The organism is Burkholderia sp. S171 (genome assembly GCF_009766085.1).
In the GTDB taxonomy this organism is placed as follows: Bacteria; Pseudomonadota; Gammaproteobacteria; order Burkholderiales; family Burkholderiaceae; genus Caballeronia.
In genome coordinates this window covers 30,976-48,568 of sequence record NZ_LMUF01000007.1, presented here as the reverse complement: position 1 = coordinate 48,568, position 17,593 = coordinate 30,976, and the positions used below count along the sequence as shown (strand labels likewise).

At 59.0% G+C, this 17,593-nt stretch carries 18 protein-coding genes; 4 read left to right on the top strand and 14 right to left on the bottom strand.

Annotation, left to right across the window (positions count from 1 at the left end; genetic code table 11):
• Positions 1-18: 18 nt before the first annotated feature.
• Complete coding sequence (gene cyaY / locus GSQ93_RS03135; RefSeq protein WP_158934195.1) at positions 19-336, bottom strand: iron donor protein CyaY; 318 nt, start codon at positions 334-336, stop codon at positions 19-21.
• 35 nt (positions 337-371) lie between these two features.
• On the opposite strand from cyaY, the gene GSQ93_RS03130 reads away from it, so the two are divergent.
• Positions 372-686 carry a lipoprotein gene (locus tag GSQ93_RS03130; RefSeq protein WP_158934194.1) on the top strand — a complete coding sequence of 105 codons (315 nt, stop codon included), beginning with the start codon at positions 372-374 and terminating at the stop codon, positions 684-686.
• A 60-nt stretch (positions 687-746) separates the two neighbouring features.
• A complete protein-coding gene (lysA, locus tag GSQ93_RS03125; RefSeq protein WP_158934193.1) occupies positions 747-2,009 on the top strand; it encodes a diaminopimelate decarboxylase in 1,263 nt (420 codons plus the stop codon).
• A gap of 74 nt (positions 2,010-2,083) precedes the next feature.
• Here lysA and msrQ read toward each other — a convergent pair whose 3' ends face one another.
• The 5 genes from msrQ to GSQ93_RS03100 form a co-directional block, all read right to left on the bottom strand.
• Entirely contained in the window at positions 2,084-2,752 is a 669-nt protein-coding gene (gene msrQ, locus GSQ93_RS03120) for a protein-methionine-sulfoxide reductase heme-binding subunit MsrQ (RefSeq protein ID WP_158934192.1), read from the bottom strand.
• Positions 2,753-2,768: 16 nt separating this feature from the next.
• Positions 2,769-3,758: a protein-methionine-sulfoxide reductase catalytic subunit MsrP gene (gene msrP / locus GSQ93_RS03115; RefSeq protein WP_158934191.1), complete on the bottom strand. Its 990-nt coding sequence runs from the start codon at positions 3,756-3,758 to the stop codon at positions 2,769-2,771.
• A 167-nt stretch (positions 3,759-3,925) separates the two neighbouring features.
• Positions 3,926-5,128 (bottom strand): c-type cytochrome biogenesis protein CcsB, encoded by a 1,203-nt coding sequence (gene ccsB, locus GSQ93_RS03110; protein ID WP_158934190.1) that lies wholly within the window; start codon positions 5,126-5,128, stop codon positions 3,926-3,928.
• 4 nt (positions 5,129-5,132) lie between these two features.
• Entirely contained in the window at positions 5,133-7,361 is a 2,229-nt protein-coding gene (locus tag GSQ93_RS03105) for a cytochrome c biogenesis protein ResB (protein WP_158934189.1), read from the bottom strand.
• 238 nt (positions 7,362-7,599) lie between these two features.
• Positions 7,600-8,268, bottom strand: coding sequence for a cytochrome c (locus GSQ93_RS03100; protein ID WP_158934188.1), 669 nt, complete (start codon positions 8,266-8,268; stop codon positions 7,600-7,602).
• Between the two features lie 312 nt (positions 8,269-8,580).
• On the opposite strand from GSQ93_RS03100, the gene yihA reads away from it, so the two are divergent.
• Together yihA and hemB are read left to right on the top strand one after the other, a co-directional pair.
• The gene (gene yihA, locus GSQ93_RS03095) at positions 8,581-9,246 is read left to right on the top strand and encodes a ribosome biogenesis GTP-binding protein YihA/YsxC (protein WP_031361554.1); all 666 of its coding nucleotides are present in this window, start codon (positions 8,581-8,583) and stop codon (positions 9,244-9,246) included.
• 314 nt (positions 9,247-9,560) lie between these two features.
• Positions 9,561-10,562 carry a porphobilinogen synthase gene (gene hemB, locus GSQ93_RS03090; protein ID WP_158934187.1) on the top strand — a complete coding sequence of 334 codons (1,002 nt, stop codon included), beginning with the start codon at positions 9,561-9,563 and terminating at the stop codon, positions 10,560-10,562.
• Between the two features lie 322 nt (positions 10,563-10,884).
• Here the strand turns inward: hemB and GSQ93_RS03085 are convergent, their stop codons facing one another.
• The 8 genes from GSQ93_RS03085 to rpsM form a co-directional block, all read right to left on the bottom strand.
• The gene (locus GSQ93_RS03085) at positions 10,885-11,739 is read right to left on the bottom strand and encodes a GyrI-like domain-containing protein (RefSeq protein WP_158934186.1); all 855 of its coding nucleotides are present in this window, start codon (positions 11,737-11,739) and stop codon (positions 10,885-10,887) included.
• Between the two features lie 252 nt (positions 11,740-11,991).
• Entirely contained in the window at positions 11,992-13,791 is a 1,800-nt protein-coding gene (gene dsbD, locus GSQ93_RS03080) for a protein-disulfide reductase DsbD (protein WP_254073754.1), read from the bottom strand.
• A gap of 46 nt (positions 13,792-13,837) precedes the next feature.
• A complete protein-coding gene (cutA, locus tag GSQ93_RS03075) occupies positions 13,838-14,170 on the bottom strand; it encodes a divalent-cation tolerance protein CutA (protein ID WP_158934184.1) in 333 nt (110 codons plus the stop codon).
• Between the two features lie 181 nt (positions 14,171-14,351).
• Entirely contained in the window at positions 14,352-14,747 is a 396-nt protein-coding gene (gene rplQ, locus GSQ93_RS03070; protein ID WP_158934183.1) for a 50S ribosomal protein L17, read from the bottom strand.
• A gap of 142 nt (positions 14,748-14,889) precedes the next feature.
• Positions 14,890-15,867: a DNA-directed RNA polymerase subunit alpha gene (gene rpoA / locus GSQ93_RS03065; RefSeq protein ID WP_031361560.1), complete on the bottom strand. Its 978-nt coding sequence runs from the start codon at positions 15,865-15,867 to the stop codon at positions 14,890-14,892.
• A gap of 125 nt (positions 15,868-15,992) precedes the next feature.
• Positions 15,993-16,616: a 30S ribosomal protein S4 gene (rpsD, locus tag GSQ93_RS03060; protein WP_031361561.1), complete on the bottom strand. Its 624-nt coding sequence runs from the start codon at positions 16,614-16,616 to the stop codon at positions 15,993-15,995.
• Positions 16,617-16,774: 158 nt separating this feature from the next.
• Positions 16,775-17,179 carry a 30S ribosomal protein S11 gene (gene rpsK, locus GSQ93_RS03055; RefSeq protein ID WP_006052224.1) on the bottom strand — a complete coding sequence of 135 codons (405 nt, stop codon included), beginning with the start codon at positions 17,177-17,179 and terminating at the stop codon, positions 16,775-16,777.
• Positions 17,180-17,207: 28 nt separating this feature from the next.
• Complete coding sequence (gene rpsM / locus GSQ93_RS03050; RefSeq protein WP_062000484.1) at positions 17,208-17,573, bottom strand: 30S ribosomal protein S13; 366 nt, start codon at positions 17,571-17,573, stop codon at positions 17,208-17,210.
• Positions 17,574-17,593: the final 20 nt, after the last annotated feature.

Below are 17,593 nucleotides of genomic sequence, written 5' to 3'. Positions count from 1 at the left end.
TGCAGATCAAACCGCAGATCAAGCTGAAAAACGGATCGGTTCGCCGGCTTGTTCGCTGGCGCACTGGCTGAGCGCTTCAAAAAACTCGCTGCCGTCGCGCGTGTTGCGCCATGCGCCGTCCACATACCGGTAGTGAAAACCGCCCGATTTTGCCGCGAGCCAGAGCTCGTGCATCGGTGGCTGCAAGTTCACGATCAGCTTCGTGCGGTTCTCGAATTCGAGCGTTAAAACATTACCGCTACGCTCGAATTCGACATCGGCTTCGAGGCCGTCCACGTCCCGCTCGATGGCCGCCAGTGCAGCCTCGGCGAGGGTCAGGTATTCGTTGTCGGTCATGCTAAACTCCATCGATTAATTAGTCAGGGACAGCAATGCAAGTCGTCTTCCGGATGAGCGCGATTGTAGCGGTTTTGGCCATTTCCGCCGGCACGCTGCTCGCCGCCTGTGGTCAGCGCGGACCGCTCTATATGCCCGTCGCACCGCCACTCCCGGCTCGTCCCGCCAGCATGCCGCCGTTGCCGGCAAGTAATGCAAACGCGCCGGCAGCGGCGTCGTCCGCCTCGTCTTTCGATACAACCGGTGACGTTCCCGACACATCAGGCACGGCGCTTTCGCTTTCCCCTGACGACACCATGAAGTCACCCTCGTCGGCATCGGCACCCAAAGCCGCGTCTTCCGGCGAATAATCGTTGCCCTATCGCGCTTGAGGCCAACCGGCCAAGCGCGTCAGCAGAACCAGAAAACTCATGACTCAATCCGTATTCTCGCGCGCCGATGGCGTGCTGCAGGTCGAAGGCGTTTCGGCCGCGTCGCTGGCCGACCAGTTCGGCACGCCGCTTTACGTGTATTCGCGCACCGCGTTGACCGACGCGTATAAAGCTTACGCCGATGCCTGCATTGGCCACCGCGCCACTGTCCACGTGGCCGTGAAAGCCAACAGCAACCTCGCTGTGCTGAACGTATTCGCGCGACTTGGCGCGGGCTTCGACATCGTGTCGTCGGGTGAACTGGCGCGCGTGCTGGCCGCGGGCGGCAAGGCCGAAAACACCGTGTTTTCTGGCGTCGGCAAGACAGCAGCGGAAATGCGTGAAGCACTCGATGCCGGTGTGAAGTGCTTCAACGTCGAGTCCATTCCGGAACTGCACGTACTGAACGAAGTGGCCAAGGCTGCGGGCAAACAAGCGCCGGTGTCGCTGCGCGTGAATCCCGACGTCGATGCCAAGACGCATCCGTATATTTCCACGGGCCTGAAGTCGAACAAGTTCGGCGTGGCTTTCGCCGATGCTCGCGCGACCTACGCGCAAGCGGCTGCCATGTCGAATCTCGACGTGATCGGGATCGACTGCCATATTGGTTCGCAGATCACCGAAGTGAGCCCGTATCTCGACGCCGTCGACAAATTGCTGGACCTCGTCGAGCAGATCGAGGCGGACGGCACGAACATTCATCACGTCGATGTCGGCGGTGGACTCGGCATTACGTACGACGACGAAACGCCGCCGGCTATCGGCGAATTCGTGCGTGCGGTGCTCGCGCATATCGATGAACGCGGACACGGTCATCGCGAAGTGTATTTCGAGCCGGGCCGCTCGCTGGTCGGCAATGCGGGCGTGTTGCTCACACGCGTGGAATACCTGAAACCGGGCGAGGAGAAAAATTTTGCCATCGTCGACGCCGGCATGAACGACCTCGCGCGTCCCGCGATGTATCAGGCATTTCATCGCATGGAAGCCGTGGAAAAGCGCGCGACGAAAGCGCAACTCTACGACGTGGTCGGTCCTGTCTGCGAAAGTGGCGACTGGCTCGGCAAGGATCGCGAACTCGCCATCGAACAAGGCGATCTGATCGCAATCTTCTCAGCGGGCGCGTACGGTTTCGTGATGAGCTCGAACTACAATACGCGCCCGCGCGCCGCCGAAGTCATGGTCGATCGCGAACGTGCGCGGCGAGTGCGTGAACGCGAAGAAGTGACGCAGTTGTTCGCGGGCGAATCGATTTTCCCGGACTGAGTTCGGTTCGTCGGATCCGCATAAAAAAAGGGCGACGCCATTCAAGCGTCGCCCTTTTTTCATGTGCGTTCCTATCATGCCGGCATCATTCGCGAGCGCAGCCAGACAATCACCCGCCACGCCAACAACACCACTACGATCGCGCCATAGATCTTCGGCAAGATGAGATCGTGCTTGCCCGCTTTCATCCACCAGAAGTGCAGGATCGCGAGCACGGCGATTGGATAGATCAGCTTATGCAGCGTTTGCCACCGGCGGCCGAGCTTCCTGACCATCGCTTTCGGCGACGTCACGGCTAGCGGGATCAGCAGCACGAACGCCGAGAACCCAACCAGGATGAACGGCCGCTTCACGATGTCCTTGAGGATCGCGAAGACATCGAACCATTTGTCGAACCAGACGTACGTGGTGAAGTGCAGCACGACATAGAAGAACGCAAATAGTCCGAGCATCCGCCGAAAACGCAGCAGCGCGTTCAGGCCAGTCAGCCTGCGAATTGGCGTGACGGCAAGCGTGATACACAGGAAAACGAGCGTCCACAACCCGGTCGAGCGGGTAATGAATTCGATCGGATTTGCGCCTAATCCGCCCGTGAAGCCCAACAGAACGATGCGCGCGAGCGGATACAAACCGCCGAGAAATACCGCCACTTTCGCCGGCACGATCCAGTTCGTGCCGCCTGCGGCAACGCGCGTTATCGGCTTTGTTGCCGGCTTTGTTTTGACATCGGAAGCCACTGCCATCCTTGCCCCCTGAACCTTAAAAATTGGCCTTGAGATCCATGCCACGATACAACGATGCAACCTGATCGCCGTATCCATTGAACATCAGCGTCTTACGCTTGGGCGTGAAGAAACCGTCCTCGCCAATCCGCCGTTCCGTCGCCTGGCTCCAGCGCGGGTGATCGACGTTCGGATTCACGTTCGAGTAAAAACCGTACTCTTTCGGCGCATATTCACTCCAGCTCGTTTTCGGCTGTTGCTCGACAAACCGGATCTTCACGATCGATTTCGCGCTCTTGAAGCCATATTTCCATGGCAACACGATACGCACCGGCGCGCCGTTCTGATTCGGCAGCACTTCACCGTACAAACCAACGGTCAGCAGCGCCAGCGGATTCATCGCCTCGTCCATGCGCAAACCTTCGGAATACGGCCAGTCGAGAATGGGGTCGGACAGTCCCGGCATCTGCGAGGGATCGGCGAGCGTGATGAATTGCACGTACTTCGCGTTGCCCGTCGGCTGTGCGCGCTTGATGATTTCGGCCAGCGGAATGCCGATCCACGGAATCACCATCGACCACCCTTCCACGCATCGCATCCGATAAATCCGTTCTTCGAGCGGCGCGAGTTTCACGATTTCATCGATGTCATACACCTTCGCGTTCTTGATCTCGCCTTCTACCGAAATCTTCCACGGCCGCGGCCGCAGCGTATGCGCGTTTTGCACCGGATCGCCCTTGTCCGTGCCGAACTCGTAGAAGTTGTTGTAGCTCGTGATGTCCTTGAACGGCGTCACCTTGTCCAGCGCGACAAACCTCGCGTTCGTGCTTGCGGCGAGCCTCTGACCCTTTGCATCGGGCGATGTCATCGTGGCAAACGCTTCGCCGTTCACACCGATAAGCCCCGTCGCCGCCAGCGCCCCCGCAGCCCGCAACACGCGACGGCGGTTCTCGAAAAACGCGCGCGGCGTGATTTCGCTTCGGGCGATGTCGTCGCCGAAAAGCTGGCGTGTATGTTTCATAACCATTTCGATACTCCTGAAATTCGTGTGGCGGTCCGCGTCAACGTCACCGCTCTGCCATAGCTATATTCGTGGCAAACACCGAATCGGTTTCAGCTATTCCGCCCAGGCAATAAAAAAACCGCCAGCAAATTTTGCATGGCGGTTTTTTAGCCGGTGTTTAGCGGCAGATGTTACAGCTTGCCGTAACTATGCAGGCCGGAGAGGAACATGTTCACGCCCAGGAACGCGAACGTGGTGACCAGCAAACCGGTCAGCGCCCACCATGCCGCCACGGATCCCCGCAGGCCCTTGATCAGGCGCATATGCAGCCACGCGGCGTAATTCAGCCAGACGATCAATGCCCACGTTTCCTTCGGGTCCCAGCTCCAGTACCCGCCCCATGCTTCGGCGGCCCACAGCGCACCCAGAATGGTCGCGATGGTGAAGAACGCGAAACCGACCGCGATCGACTTGTACATGACGTCGTCGAGCACTTCGAGCGACGGCAGGCGATCTGCCAGAATGCCGCGTTCCTTGACCAGGTAGGCCACGCCGACCATGGCGGCGAGCGCAAAGCTGCCGTATCCGATGAAATTCGCCGGCACGTGGATCTTCATCCACCAGCTTTGCAGTGCGGGCACGAGCGGCTGGATCTGCTGGGCATCGCGAGCGATGGAATACCACATCAGGAAGCCGACAGCCGCGCTGATCACCAGCAGCACGAAAGCGCCCATTGCGCGCGTGTTGTAGTGCTGCTCGTAGTACAAATAAAACAGCGACGTAATCAGGCAGAACAGCACGAATACTTCATACAGGTTCGAAATGGGGATATGACCCACGTCCGCGCCGATCAGGTAAGACTCGTACCAGCGCACCATCAGGCCGGTGAAACCCATCAGCACCGCGGCCCAGGTCATCTTCGAGCCGATCGCGCCGCCCGTGGGCGAGCGCGAGAGCAAGCCGATCCAGTAGAACACGGTGGCCAACACAAGCAGCGCACTCATCCACAAAATGGCCGACTGGCTGGACAAGAAGTATTTGAGGAAGAAATTGGTGTCGGCGCGGGCGAGGTCCGCGTGATAAAGCTGCAACGAGAACAACGACATCACCGCGATGCACGCAATCAGCAGCCGTATGGGCTTCCAGCGCCATCCGAGCACCACGAACACTGGCACGGCGCAGCAGAGCACCAGTTTGTCGTAGTAGTTCATGAACGGGTGATACCGATACAGCGCGAAACCCGCGCCGGCGACCATCGCCAGGGCGAACAGCCAGTCGGTCACACCGAGACGCTTGAGAAACGGCCGTTCGTCGAAAAGGTTCGGGTCAACGGGCACTTTTCCCGCGCGCTGCTGCGTCAGGGTCGAAGGCGAGGAGGCTTGAGTGAGGTCCATGTTCTTACCGAGTTGAATCTTGCGAGCCGGTGGACCTGGGGTCCACGGGCGTTTCCGGTGATGACGTTTCCGGCTGTGACTTGACGCCGAGCATGGCGCCGATCGCGTCGCGCGTTCGCGCGAATTCCTTTTCGAAATCGATCGTACGTCGTGCGGTGGACATTGCCATCAACACGCTCGTGCCGCCCGTTGACGTGTCTTTGAGCCAGAACCAGAGACGACGTTCACGCACGTAAAACATCGAGAAAATGCCGAATACGAGCAGAAGGCTGCCAAGATACACCACTTTTTTACCCGGCGCGCGCGTCAACTGGAACACGGAAGCCTGGATCTGCTTGAACGAATCGAGTTGCAGAAAAACCGGCGATCCGTATAGAAAGCTGTCCGAAAGAGCATTGATCGACGATTGCACGAATTGCGTGTTTTTCGCGTCCGGCTGAGCCTCAGGCTGGCCGTTCTGAGCACGCGAAATCTGCCACAGATCCCACGTCGCGCCTTCCAGCATGCGCAGCAATAAACCCGCCGCCTTTTCCTGCTCACCTTTGGGCACGGATTTATCGATAAAACCCGCGATAGCCTGGAAACCACCCAGCGTCGCACCTGGTTGCCCCGGATTGGCTGCTACACCGGTTTCATCAGCGCCGGCGAACAGGTTCAGCACCCGCGACGCGCTTTCTTCCAGATGTTTCTGCAGATCCGCATTCGCTTCCGGCACTGAGCGCTTCGCGAAACGACGCGCCGCTTCGTCGCGCATGGCGGGTGTTTCCAGCGCGGCGCGCAGATTCATCCACTGCTTGATCGAGCTTTGCTCGTCGGCGGGAATACGCAAATAGCGGAACGGATCGTTCGGGCTGAGGCGCATGCCGGCGAGGAACATTGGCTGACCTTGTACGTCGACGGGCAGCATGTAGTTGTTGAACTCGCGCGCCTGGCCGTCCGTGCCCCGCACCTTGTATTGCACCGATGGCCCGACGTTACGCAGATCCGTCGGCTTCGACGTCTTCGCGCCGGAACCCAACCGTTCATCGAAGGCCTGCTTGAGCGTCTGCGTCTGGCCGACACCGCGGGTATCGATTGAACCGCTGCCGTCGGTGACGTTTTCCACGTTGATCGCGCGGAAATCGGTGAACTCAACGGTTTCGCCGGTACCGCCGATGATCTGCGGGTTCATCGGCACCGTGCCGCCAATGGCGCCGTCGAACGGCGTGGTCTTCGCGCTGCCGCCGGACATGGGCCAGGCGGTCATGGAAAGCTTCGAACCGCCGTCCTGGAAGCTCGATTGATAGATCGAAATACCATCGTAGGTAAACGGCTCGTTCACCTCCACGCGTGCCGGAATACGCTTGCCAGTCGCATGATCGATCACGACGATATCGCTCGCAAACAGCTTCGGCATACCCGTCGAGTAATAGTCGACGATGAATTTATTGAGCTGGATAGAAAACGGCAGATCCTGGATCAGCGAGCCGTCCTGCTGATTCAGGATGGCGGTGGCGACATGCTGCCCTTCCGGCACCCAGGCGTAACCGCGGAACGTTGGATTCGATGTCGGCAGCCGGTGATTCGGAGCGATGTCGTTAATGACTTCGTTCGATGCAATCGGCGTCTTGTTGAAGAGCAGCATTTGCAGCTTGATCGGCAAATTGCTGTCCAGCAAGCCGCCAATACAGATGATCACGAACGCCAGATGCGCCGAGATATAGCCGAGCTTTGTCAGCGCGCCACGTTTGGCCGCGATCAGGGTCGCGCCGCTCTCCGTTTCGCGCGTGACGAACTTGTAGCCCATCTTGCCCGCGAGACGTTGCAGCTTGGCGGCGGTCTCGGCGCGCGACTCAGGCACCAGCGGGAATTCGCCCTTGTGATGGAACGCGCGCAGACTGCCTTCGCGCACCCGATCCTTCCAGCTCTTCATGTCCGCGATCATCTTCGGACCATTGCGGATCACGCAGAGCGACACCGAGATCACCAGGAACGCCAGGATCAGCAAGAACCACCACGCGCTATACACGTTGTAGAGGCTTAGGCCTCGGAAGATGTCGGCCCAGAACGGACCGAACTGATTGACGTAATTCGGGTACGGATCTTCTTGCGTAAGAACCGTACCAATGATGCTTGCGATTGCAAGAATGACGAGCAGCGAAATAGCGAAGCGCATCGAACTAATGACTTCGATGGCCTGACGCACACTGCTACGGCTCGACTTCGACTGCAATCCCGACGTGGTGACGCTCATTCAAACTCCGGCTGAACAGCAAAAAAGGGTGGAGACGCAAGCGGTCTGTGACCGGCGTCCCACCCTTTTTCTTATTTTGCGCGCCGGCCTCGTCGGACCGGCTTCGTAACACATTCGACTATGACTTCTCGACTATGACCCGCGCATATGACGTCCGGGCGACGCTGCGCGCATCTTAATGCAGACCCGCGCTTGGTGCAGGCGGGTCATTCGGACCATTACGGACCGTCAGTGACGATCAGTGAAGGCCCGCAATGTAGTCTGCCACCGCCTTCACTTCCGCTTCGTTCAAGCGCAACGCGATAGTGTGCATCGGCTCACTGTTGTTGCGCGTCCCCTGCGCAAACGCGGTGAGTTGCGCCGCCGTGTAGTCGGACCACTGACCCGACAGCCGCGGATACTGCACCGGTACGCCCATACCCGTTGCGCCATGGCACGCGGCGCACGCCGGGACGCCCCTGTCGGCAATGCCCCCGCGGTAAATCTTCTGCCCAACCGGCACGGTGGCCTTGTCGCGCGCATAGCCCGGCTTGGCCTTCTGCGTCTCAAAATAAGCCGCCACGTTGACCATGTCCTGATCGTTCAACGCGCCCGCAATGCCCGCCATGATGGGGTTCTTGCGCGCCGGCTCTTTCGCGCCCGGCTGCGTCTTGTAGTCCTTCAACTGCTTGACGATGTACTCGGCATGCTGGCCTGCGAGCTTCGGAAACGCGCCGCCGGCACTGTTGCCGTCTGCTCCGTGACACGCTGCGCAAACCTGGGTGGCAATTGCCTGGCCCCTTGTCACATCTGGCTTGGCGGGTGTAACCGCGTCTGCCGCCTGCGCTGTGACTGTCCAGCCTACCAACCCCGCTCCTAATGCTGCTGCTAATTCCAGGACCATCAGAGTCTTGTACAGTCGGTTCATTCGCGTACCCTGTTATTCGTCTTGTGAGAATTGTGAGGTTCTGCAAAAAACGACGGTTACCGATGCACTGCAAGACACCCGACAGAGGACTCGATACGGGTTCAAAAGTCACCCGGCCCGTGCCCTGAAATCTGTCTTCAAACCTGTCTCACTCCTTATCCCGCTTGGGTCTTGCGTGCCCTGGCTGGTCTTCGTACAACCGTCGTATTGTACAATAACTCGCTAAACGCAAAGACGCCAGTCGGGGCAAGCCCAGTATTCAGTGGCTCCTTACAGCTCGAGTTTCCACAGAATTTCACTTTCGGTCTTCCCATGTCGTCATTTCTGCTCCACCAAGCCCGTTTTTTTACAACGGTCAATCACCTGAAGGACCTGCCGCCGACGCCCCAGCCGGAGATCGCTTTTGCGGGCCGCTCGAACGCGGGCAAGTCCACGGCCATCAACCTGCTGTGCAATCAGAAGCGGCTGGCGTTCGCCAGCAAGACGCCCGGGCGCACACAGCACATCAACTACTTCGCCATCGGCCCGGCAGACCAGCCCAGGGCGCACGTGGTCGACTTGCCGGGGTACGGGTACGCTGAAGTTTCGGGTAACGCCAAGCTGCATTGGCAACAGTTGCTGTCTACGTATTTGCAGAGCCGCGCGCAGCTGGTTGGCATGATCCTGATGATGGATTCGCGCCGTCCGCTGACCGAACTCGACAAGATCATGCTCGACTGGTTTGCGCCCACAGGAAAGCCAATTCACGCCTTATTGACCAAATGCGACAAATTGACGCGGCAGGAAAGCATCAACACGTTGCGCGCGACCAAGAAGGCATTTGAGGAATACACAGCAGCCGGATATCGCGGCGAATTGACGCTGCAGCTCTTCTCGGCGCTCAAGCGCGTCGGGCTCGATGAAGCCCACGAGAAAATCGAGAGCTGGCTGATTCCGAAGTCAACTGAAGAAATCGCGCCGGAAGACGAAGCGCAGTGAGATAGACCAAGTGCCGGCTGGAGACAGGCTGTGAGGGGAATGTGGCGATGATTCGTGGTCGCCTGGCATAAAAAAACCCGCCGCATGACGGCGGGTCAAACAGCCTGATCGAATCCTTTACGATCATCACAGGCACCCGCTCAGGGAGGAGAAGCGGGGAGCTCGGCGCCAAGCGCCTACCTCGATCGGTATGATATACCATTGTCTCGAAAAGGTTCTGGAGGCGGCCCTGCCCCTTACCTGTGGCGGTTGCGGCAGTTGAGCCGGCAGCCGTTTCCCCTGATCGCGTCATCCATCATTCTCCAAACAAAGTCATGAGCTTCTATCCGCATCATCGTCCGCGCCGCATGCGCCGTGACGACTTTTCGCGCCGCCTGATGCGAGAAAACCTGCTGACCACAAACGATCTGATCTATCCCGTTTTCATTGTCGAGGGATCAAACGTGCGTCAGGCCGTTCCGTCCATGCCTGGCGTTGAGCGCACATCGGTCGATTTGCTGATGAAAGTGGCCGAACAGTGCGTCGAACTGGGCGTGCCGGTCATTTCGCTGTTCCCGGCGATTGAACCCTCGCTGAAAACGCCGGATGGCCGTGAAGCGACGAACCCCGAAGGCCTGATTCCGCGTGCCGTGCGCGAGTTGAAGAAGCACTTCCCCGAATTGGGCGTGCTCACTGACGTGGCGCTCGATCCGTACACCAGCCACGGACAGGACGGGGTTCTGGACGAACACGGCTACGTCATCAACGACGAAACCGCCGAGATTCTCGTCGACCAGGCGCGTGCACAGGCCGAAGCGGGCGTGGATATCGTCGCGCCGTCGGACATGATGGACGGACGGATTGGCGCAATTCGCGAAATGCTCGAGAGCGATGGACATATCCACACGCGGATCATGGCGTACGCCGCAAAGTACGCGTCGGCGTTCTACGGCCCGTTCCGCGATGCGGTCGGCTCCGCTGCGAACCTCGGCAAGAGCAACAAGATGACGTACCAGATGGACCCGTCGAATTCCGATGAAGCCCTGCGCGAAGTGCGGATGGATATCGAGGAAGGCGCGGACATGGTGATGGTCAAGCCGGGCATGCCGTATCTGGATATTGTGTATCGCGTGAAGGAAGAATTTCGCTTTCCGACGTACGTGTACCAGGTCAGCGGCGAGTACGCGATGATCAAGGCCGCCACGCAAAACGGCTGGCTCGATCACGACAAGGCGGTGATGGAGTCGCTGCTGGCGTTCAAGCGCGCGGGCGCCGATGGCGTGCTCACGTATTTCGCGCTGGATGCCGCGCGGCTATTGCGGGCTGCTTCGAAGTAATGGGGTCGGCGGGGTGTGGGGAGGCGGTGATGCGGTTGCTTGATAGCGGTTGCTGATAGTGTCGCCACCCGGTCGCGGGGACGTCGTTAGAACTGAGGCTCGATAGCGGAAACTCCTTCGGGTCCACCTGCGACGGAGGGCTGTCCGGGCTGATCGACGCGGCTGTATCCGACCTGTGCCGCCTTAGGTCCGGCCGGCCATGCTCCGTATTCGACCCGCGCAGCAGGAGGTCCGGCCAACCGGGAGCGGACATTCTCCAGCCAAACGGACCCTCGCGCCCCATGCCTGACTCGTTTTAAGTGGGACGGCCGCCCCCCGCCGCTCACATCAGCGGCAAACATATCTCCGTCAGCAAGTCGGCAGGCGCCGTTTCCTTGGGGTTGTTCAGATATTCCTCGAATACCGGCGCATCAGCGGCTTCGCGGCCCGACTGCACGAGCCACGTTCCATATAGCCACTCATAGGCCGCGTGCATGTCGCTATAGGGCCCTTTATGTCGGAGCACCGCGTACTGACCGCCGCGCAACGGCGTCACGCCAACCGGCTCGGCGACGTCGACATTCGCCGGCAACACCACCCCAGCCTTCGATCTCAACTCCGGCTCTGCCACGATCCCCGGATCGTCATAGTAGATGCCGATCGTCCGGAACTCGTCCGACAACAGATTCCTGCTTGCCAGCCAGCCGAACAGCGAATCGAACGCCTTGCCAATCTGCATATACGACCCGACGTGGTTGAGAGACACAACGTTCATCGCCGGTACGTCACGAATCACCACTTCACGCATCACCATTTGATCGTCTCCTGATAGCGCCGGCCGAAACCGGCTGTGAGTGCCCTGCTTGCGGTACTGCGCCGGAGGCATGCCAAACGCCGCCCTGAACGTGCGCGAAAACGACTGCAAGCTGCTATACCCTGAACGCTCGGCAATCTCCGCAATCGGCATCGATCCATTAGCCAAATAGCCGCCTGCGCGATGCAGCCGCAACCGGCGCACGGTCGCGGCGATTGTCTCGCCGTACATTGCCTGATAGATCCGATGCCAGTGATACGGCGACAAACACGCAATCTCAGCCAACCTGTCGATATCCAGCGGCTCATCGAGGTGATCGTAGATATGGTCGAGCACGCGGCTCAGTCGCGCTTCGTAACGGGCTTGATAGGTGAGATCGTTCATGAGCGTCTCGGTAAGAGCGGGCGTTGAGTACAGACAAAAGTATCACGACGCGATTTACCAAATCCTGCGGACTTGATCGCGGGAGATCGAGACTTCAGTGGGGGTTGGCGGTGATGGCGGCCCGAAAGGCCGCTTGAGTGTTGATGGTGCTCCGTTAATACGGCGACGGCCCGAGGGCTCGAATCGCGAATCCCGGAGAAACGCGACGTGCGTCCGGGGTCCGAACGCACATCAGGTTCCGCACGTGGAAAGTCACGTCGCAGGTGCGGAAAGCTTGTCCAGGCTCTTCAAGAACGTATCCGCCGACTCGTACCCGACGACCCGCACCACTTCGTTGCCTTGCGCGTCGAAGAAGATGATGCCTGGCGGCCCAAACAGCTTGAAGCGCTTGAGCAACGCCTGATCGTCGGGATTATTCGCTGTGACGTCAGCGCGCAGCAGGTTGAGTTGCGCCAGGCGCGCACGTACCCGTGGATCGCTGAACGTGAGATGTTCCATCTCCTTGCACGACACGCACCAGTCGGCATAGAAATCGAGCATCGCGGGGCGGCCCGCAGCCTTGACCGCCAAGTCCAGCTCCGCCGATGATCTGACCGGTGCGAACGTCTCTCCCGGCGCGGATTGCTGCGCGCTGGCCTCGGCGCCGGAACCTGCCCGCGCCGTAAATACGGCGAGTGGTCGAAGTGGATCGGTGGAACCCGCAGCGAGTCCAACGAGCAATGCAGCGCCCCAGATAGCCAGCGCGGCGCCAATACCCCGACCCAGCTTGCGCCATATCGACACCGCCGAAGCGCTCGACGTAAAAAGTCCCAGCGCCGCAGCCGCAACGAGCAGCCACAACGCCGCCAACGCCATCTGCGTGACCGCGCCCAGCACCGGCCACACGATCCACAGCGCTGCCGCCAGCAACACGACGCCGAAGAACACCTTCACGCCGTCCATCCAGTTCCCTGCGCGCGGCAGCAGCGTCCCGGCTCCAAGCCCGATGATCAGCAGCGGCACGCCGAGCCCGACGCCCATGGAAAACAGCGCAGCACCACCGAGCAGCGCATTGCCCGTATGCGCGATGAATGCGAGCACGGCGAAGAGCGGCGCGGTCATGCACGCACCGACCACGAGCGCCGACAACGCGCCCATCACGACAACCGCTACAACCTTCCCGCCCGATCGCTTCTGCGACGCCTGGTTGACGCTGTTTTGCCAGCGCGCGGGCAATGCAATATCGACACCAGCTATCAGCGTGAGCGCGAATACCGCCAGCAGCACGCCGAACGCACCGAGCACCCAGGGGTTCTGGAGCCACGCGCCAAGACTCTGCCCGATCATCGCGGCAAGCACGCCCAGCGCCGTGTAGACGAGCGCCATGCCGAACACGTACGCCGCCGATAACCCGAACCCGCGCGACCGCGTCACGCGCGAGCCTTCACCAATGATGATAGCCGAAAGAATGGGAATCATCGGATACGAGCAAGGCAGCAAGCTCAGCACGACGCCCGCCACGAAGTACAAGCCGACGATTGCGAAAAAGCCCCCGCTTTCCAGCAAGGATTGCGCATAGTCGGCGTTGGTCGCGCGGTCGTACCAAGGCACGTCACTGGCGCTGGCCAATGGCGTCTGACCACTAGCACTGGCGGCTTGCAGCGCTGCGCCAGTTACGTGGTACACGCGTTCCATTGGCGGATAGCAAATGCCCTGATCGGCACAACCCTGCGACGTGACCGCAATATCAAACGGGCCGGACGCCTGCTTCACCGGAATTCGGATCACAAGTTCGCCGCGATACGTTTCCACATCCTTGTTGAACGTCTGATCGAAGTGAACCTTGCCGGCGGGCAATTGCGGTTCGCCGAGCGTCGCCGTGCCATTCTTCACCGCAAACGCAAAACGCTCGCGGTACATGTAATAGCCATCTGCGACCTTATATCGCACGTCGATCTCGCCCGGCTTTTCGGAGGCGCTGAATTTGAATGCGACCGCAGGGTCGAGAAAGTCGTCGGCGGCGTAGGTAGGCGAGATCGAGCTGAGCAGCAGCGCGAAACACGACACCAGCATGATGAACGCTGCGTCGAGCGGCCGGCGCGCGGAGAAGGCAAAGGGCTTAAACATTAAGAGGACGTTGAGTTTCCGCGGTAATCCACTGCCCATAGGTAGCCGATGCATCAGCCTGCCACGAGACAATTTCGGGTGTTTCATAAGGATGATTCGCTTCGATAAAGCGCGTCAGTTCGTCGCCACGTGCGACGCTCGTCTTGAACAGGAGCTGAAGCTCCTCAGCAGCCTCTACCTTGCCGTTCCAGCTATACCGCGACTTGACCGTGCCCAGCTCCGTCACGCAGGCGGCAAGCTGTGCGTCGATGGCTTGTTGTGCGAGGTTTGACGCCGCCTCGCTGTCGGGCAACGTCGTAAGAACGAGGACCACGGGCGTATTCACGGAAAGCTCCGATGTAGGGGATATGCACGCAATCCTAGCACTGCACGCAGACAACCCGCATTCAGCCAATTGGCCTATGACCTGAACCGCAAGCCCGTCGAAACTCGCCGCGCGAACCCCGCGCACAATACAAAAAGGCCAAGCAAAAGCTTGGCCTTTCTTCGATCAACAGCGTGCTAGCTTATTCAGCTTCTTGCACGTCGTCGCCTTCAGCGAGTTCCGGACGATCCATCAGCATGACCAGCGCCATCGGCGCATTGTCGCCCTGACGGAAGCCGAACTTCAGGATGCTCAGATATCCACCCGGACGCTTTTCAAAGCGCGGGCCGAGCACTTCAAACAGCTTCGCGACGGAGTCACGATCGCGCAGGCGGTTGAACGCCAGACGACGGTTTGCCAACGACGGCTTCTTGCCGAGCGTGATCAGCGGCTCAACAACCTTACGGAGTTCTTTGGCTTTCGGCAGCGTCGTCTTGATGACTTCGTGCGCGATCAGCGAGTTCGACATATTACGGAGCATAGCCAGACGGTGGCTGCTCGTGCGGTTTAGTTTCCGCAAACCATGTTTATGGCGCATTTTGAATTTCCTAATTAACCAAGTTTAGATCCAGCTCTTCTATTGCGTCTCTTTTGAGCGCACGGGCCGGTCGTAGAAAAAGCAAGATGCGGATTCTAAAGGAAAATCCGCATCTTTGCCAGTCAAGCGTACTGCTTGAACCTTACTTGTCGAGACCAGCCGGCGGCCAGTTTTCGAGCTTCATTCCCAACGTCAGACCACGCGAAGCCAGGACTTCCTTGATCTCGTTCAGCGACTTGCGACCGAGATTAGGCGTCTTGAGCAATTCGTTTTCCGTGCGTTGAATCAAATCGCCGATGTAATAGATATTCTCGGCCTTCAGGCAGTTCGCGGAACGAACCGTCAGTTCGAGATCGTCCACCGGACGCAACAGGATCGGATCGATCTGCGGCGCGCGCGACGGTGCTTCTGCCGCTGCTTCCGTGCCTTCCAATGCGGCGAACACCGACAACTGGTCCACCAGGATGCGAGCTGATTGACGAATGGCTTCCTCAGGCGAAATCACGCCGTTGGTTTCAATGTTCATCACGAGCTTGTCGAGGTCGGTACGCTGCTCAACGCGAGCGCTTTCAACGGCGTAGCTCACGCGGAGAACCGGCGAGAACGACGCGTCCAGCACGATACGGCCAATGATCTTCGCCGAATCTTCGCCATAACGGCGCACATTGCCCGGCACATAGCCGCGGCCCTTTTCAATCTTGATCTGAACGTCGAGCTTGCCGCCCTTCGACAGATGCGCAATCACGTGATCCGGATTGATGACTTCGCAATCGTGAGCGAGTTCGATATCGCCGGCCGTGACAACGCCTTCGCCTTCCTTACGCAGCGTAACCGTGACTTCGTCGCGGTTATGCAGCTTGAAAACGACGCCCTTCAAATTCAACAGCAGGTTGACCACATCTTCTTGCACGCCGTCGAGCGTCGAATATTCATGCACGACGCCAGCAATCGTCACTTCGGTCGGTGCATAACCAATCATCGACGACAACAGCACACGCCGAAGCGCGTTACCCAAGGTGTGACCATAACCGCGTTCGAACGGCTCCATGACCACTTTCGCGTGACTGTCGCCAAGCGATTCAACTGCAATAATCTTGGGCTTCAACAAACTGGTTTGCATAGGTTTTCCTTTTCAATACCCTCGGCTCGTTACGCCGATAAGGCTGACCGGTGACAACCCGAAAATAGACAGCCGAGGTAACCCCTTGCCTTCGGCAATCAGGGCTCCCCGGCCGTTAATCCGATTTACCGCGAATACAATTCGACGATCAGGCTTTCGTTGATGTCGCCAGCGATATCGCTGCGTTCCGGCATCGACTTGAACGTGCCTTCGAACTTCTTGGCATCGACCGCAACCCAGCTCGGCATTCCGCCTTGCTCAGCCAGATTCAGCGCTTCCAGAATACGCACTTGCTTCTTCGACTGTTCGCGAACAGCAACCACGTCACCTGCCTTAACTTGCATCGACGGGATGTTATTCACAACGCCGTTCACCGTGATCGACTTGTGACCGACCAGCTGACGTGCTTCAGCGCGCGTCGAGCCGAAGCCCATGCGGTACACGACGTTATCGAGACGCGATTCAAGCAATTGCAGCAGGTTTTCGCCCGTCGGGCCCTTGCGGCGATCGGCTTCAGCGAAGTAACGGCGGAACTGACGTTCGAGTACGCCGTAAATACGCTTCACTTTTTGCTTTTCACGCAACTGCGTGCCGTAGTCGGACGTACGAGCGCCAGACGTGCGGCCATGCTGACCCGGCTTGCTATCGAGCTTGCACTTGTCAGCGAGGGAGCGGCGTGCGCTCTTCAGGAAAAGATCAGTACCTTCACGGCGGGACAGCTTTGCTTTAGGACCGGTATAACGTGCCACTTTGCATCCTTAATTATTGATCACGCGAAACTCGTTCGCGCTAGTTCGAACTCGATGGATCGAACGGTGGGCTTAGTCAGTATTCTTAACGCTGATTCCATAACGCAAGCAACCTGTCGACGCGCGAGCGTCAACAGGTCAAGGCGCTACGCGACGTCTTAGATACGACGACGCTTCGGCGGACGGCAACCGTTATGCGGAACCGGTGTCACGTCGGAGATTGCGGTGATCTTGATCCCAAGACCATGCAGCGCACGCACCGCCGATTCACGGCCAGGACCGGGGCCCTTGATCCGCACTTCGAGGTTCTTCACGCCGTATTCCATCGCCACGCGACCAGCCGATTCGGCAGCAACCTGAGCAGCAAAGGGAGTCGATTTACGCGAACCCTTGAAGCCCTGGCCACCCGACGTTGCCCAGGCGAGTGCATTGCCTTGGCGATCGGTGATCGTGATGATGGTGTTGTTGAACGACGCGTGAACGTGAACTACGCCCTCGGCGACGTTCTTCTTTACCTTCTTGCGAACGCGTTGCGCCGCGGAGTTGTTCGAAGCCTTAGCCATTACGTTTTCCTGTAACTATCAATTCCGCTTACTTCTTCAGCGATTGCGCTGCACGACGCGGACCCTTACGGGTACGAGCATTCGTACGTGTGCGTTGACCACGCATGGGCAGGCCCTTGCGATGGCGTACGCCACGGTAGCAGCCCAGGTCCATCAGGCGCTTGATGTTCATCGTCACTTCGCGACGCAGGTCGCCTTCGACGATGAACTTACCCACTTCTTCTCGCAGCTTTTCGAGGTCTGCGTCGGTGAGGTCTTTAACCTTCTTCGAAAACTCCACACCAGACGAGACGCAAATGTTGCGTGCGCGCGTGCGGCCTACACCGAAAATAGCCGTGAGGCCGATTTCAGTATGCTGGTGATTCGGGATGTTAACCCCTGCGATACGAGCCATTGTTTTTCCTCAAACAAAAA

What these genes read in the sequence shown, in the direction of transcription:
- hemB (WP_158934187.1), top strand. Translation starts at nt 9,561, where the DNA reads ATGAGCTTCTATCCGCATCATCGTCCGCGCCGCATGCGCCGTGACGAC.
- rpsM (WP_062000484.1), bottom strand. Translation starts at nt 17,573, where the DNA reads ATGGCTCGTATCGCAGGGGTTAACATCCCGAATCACCAGCATACTGAA.
- msrQ (WP_158934192.1), bottom strand. Translation starts at nt 2,752, where the DNA reads ATGGCAGTGGCTTCCGATGTCAAAACAAAGCCGGCAACAAAGCCGATA.
- yihA (WP_031361554.1), top strand. Translation starts at nt 8,581, where the DNA reads ATGTCGTCATTTCTGCTCCACCAAGCCCGTTTTTTTACAACGGTCAAT.
- GSQ93_RS03100 (WP_158934188.1), bottom strand. Translation starts at nt 8,268, where the DNA reads ATGAACCGACTGTACAAGACTCTGATGGTCCTGGAATTAGCAGCAGCA.
- cyaY (WP_158934195.1), bottom strand. Translation starts at nt 336, where the DNA reads ATGACCGACAACGAATACCTGACCCTCGCCGAGGCTGCACTGGCGGCC.
- lysA (WP_158934193.1), top strand. Translation starts at nt 747, where the DNA reads ATGACTCAATCCGTATTCTCGCGCGCCGATGGCGTGCTGCAGGTCGAA.
- rplQ (WP_158934183.1), bottom strand. Translation starts at nt 14,747, where the DNA reads ATGCGCCATAAACATGGTTTGCGGAAACTAAACCGCACGAGCAGCCAC.
- rpsK (WP_006052224.1), bottom strand. Translation starts at nt 17,179, where the DNA reads ATGGCTAAGGCTTCGAACAACTCCGCGGCGCAACGCGTTCGCAAGAAG.
- rpoA (WP_031361560.1), bottom strand. Translation starts at nt 15,867, where the DNA reads ATGCAAACCAGTTTGTTGAAGCCCAAGATTATTGCAGTTGAATCGCTT.
- dsbD (WP_254073754.1), bottom strand. Translation starts at nt 13,791, where the DNA reads ATGCTGGTGTCGTGTTTCGCGCTGCTGCTCAGCTCGATCTCGCCTACC.
- GSQ93_RS03105 (WP_158934189.1), bottom strand. Translation starts at nt 7,361, where the DNA reads ATGAGCGTCACCACGTCGGGATTGCAGTCGAAGTCGAGCCGTAGCAGT.
- GSQ93_RS03085 (WP_158934186.1), bottom strand. Translation starts at nt 11,739, where the DNA reads ATGAACGATCTCACCTATCAAGCCCGTTACGAAGCGCGACTGAGCCGC.
- ccsB (WP_158934190.1), bottom strand. Translation starts at nt 5,128, where the DNA reads ATGGACCTCACTCAAGCCTCCTCGCCTTCGACCCTGACGCAGCAGCGC.
- GSQ93_RS03130 (WP_158934194.1), top strand. Translation starts at nt 372, where the DNA reads ATGCAAGTCGTCTTCCGGATGAGCGCGATTGTAGCGGTTTTGGCCATT.
- msrP (WP_158934191.1), bottom strand. Translation starts at nt 3,758, where the DNA reads ATGGTTATGAAACATACACGCCAGCTTTTCGGCGACGACATCGCCCGA.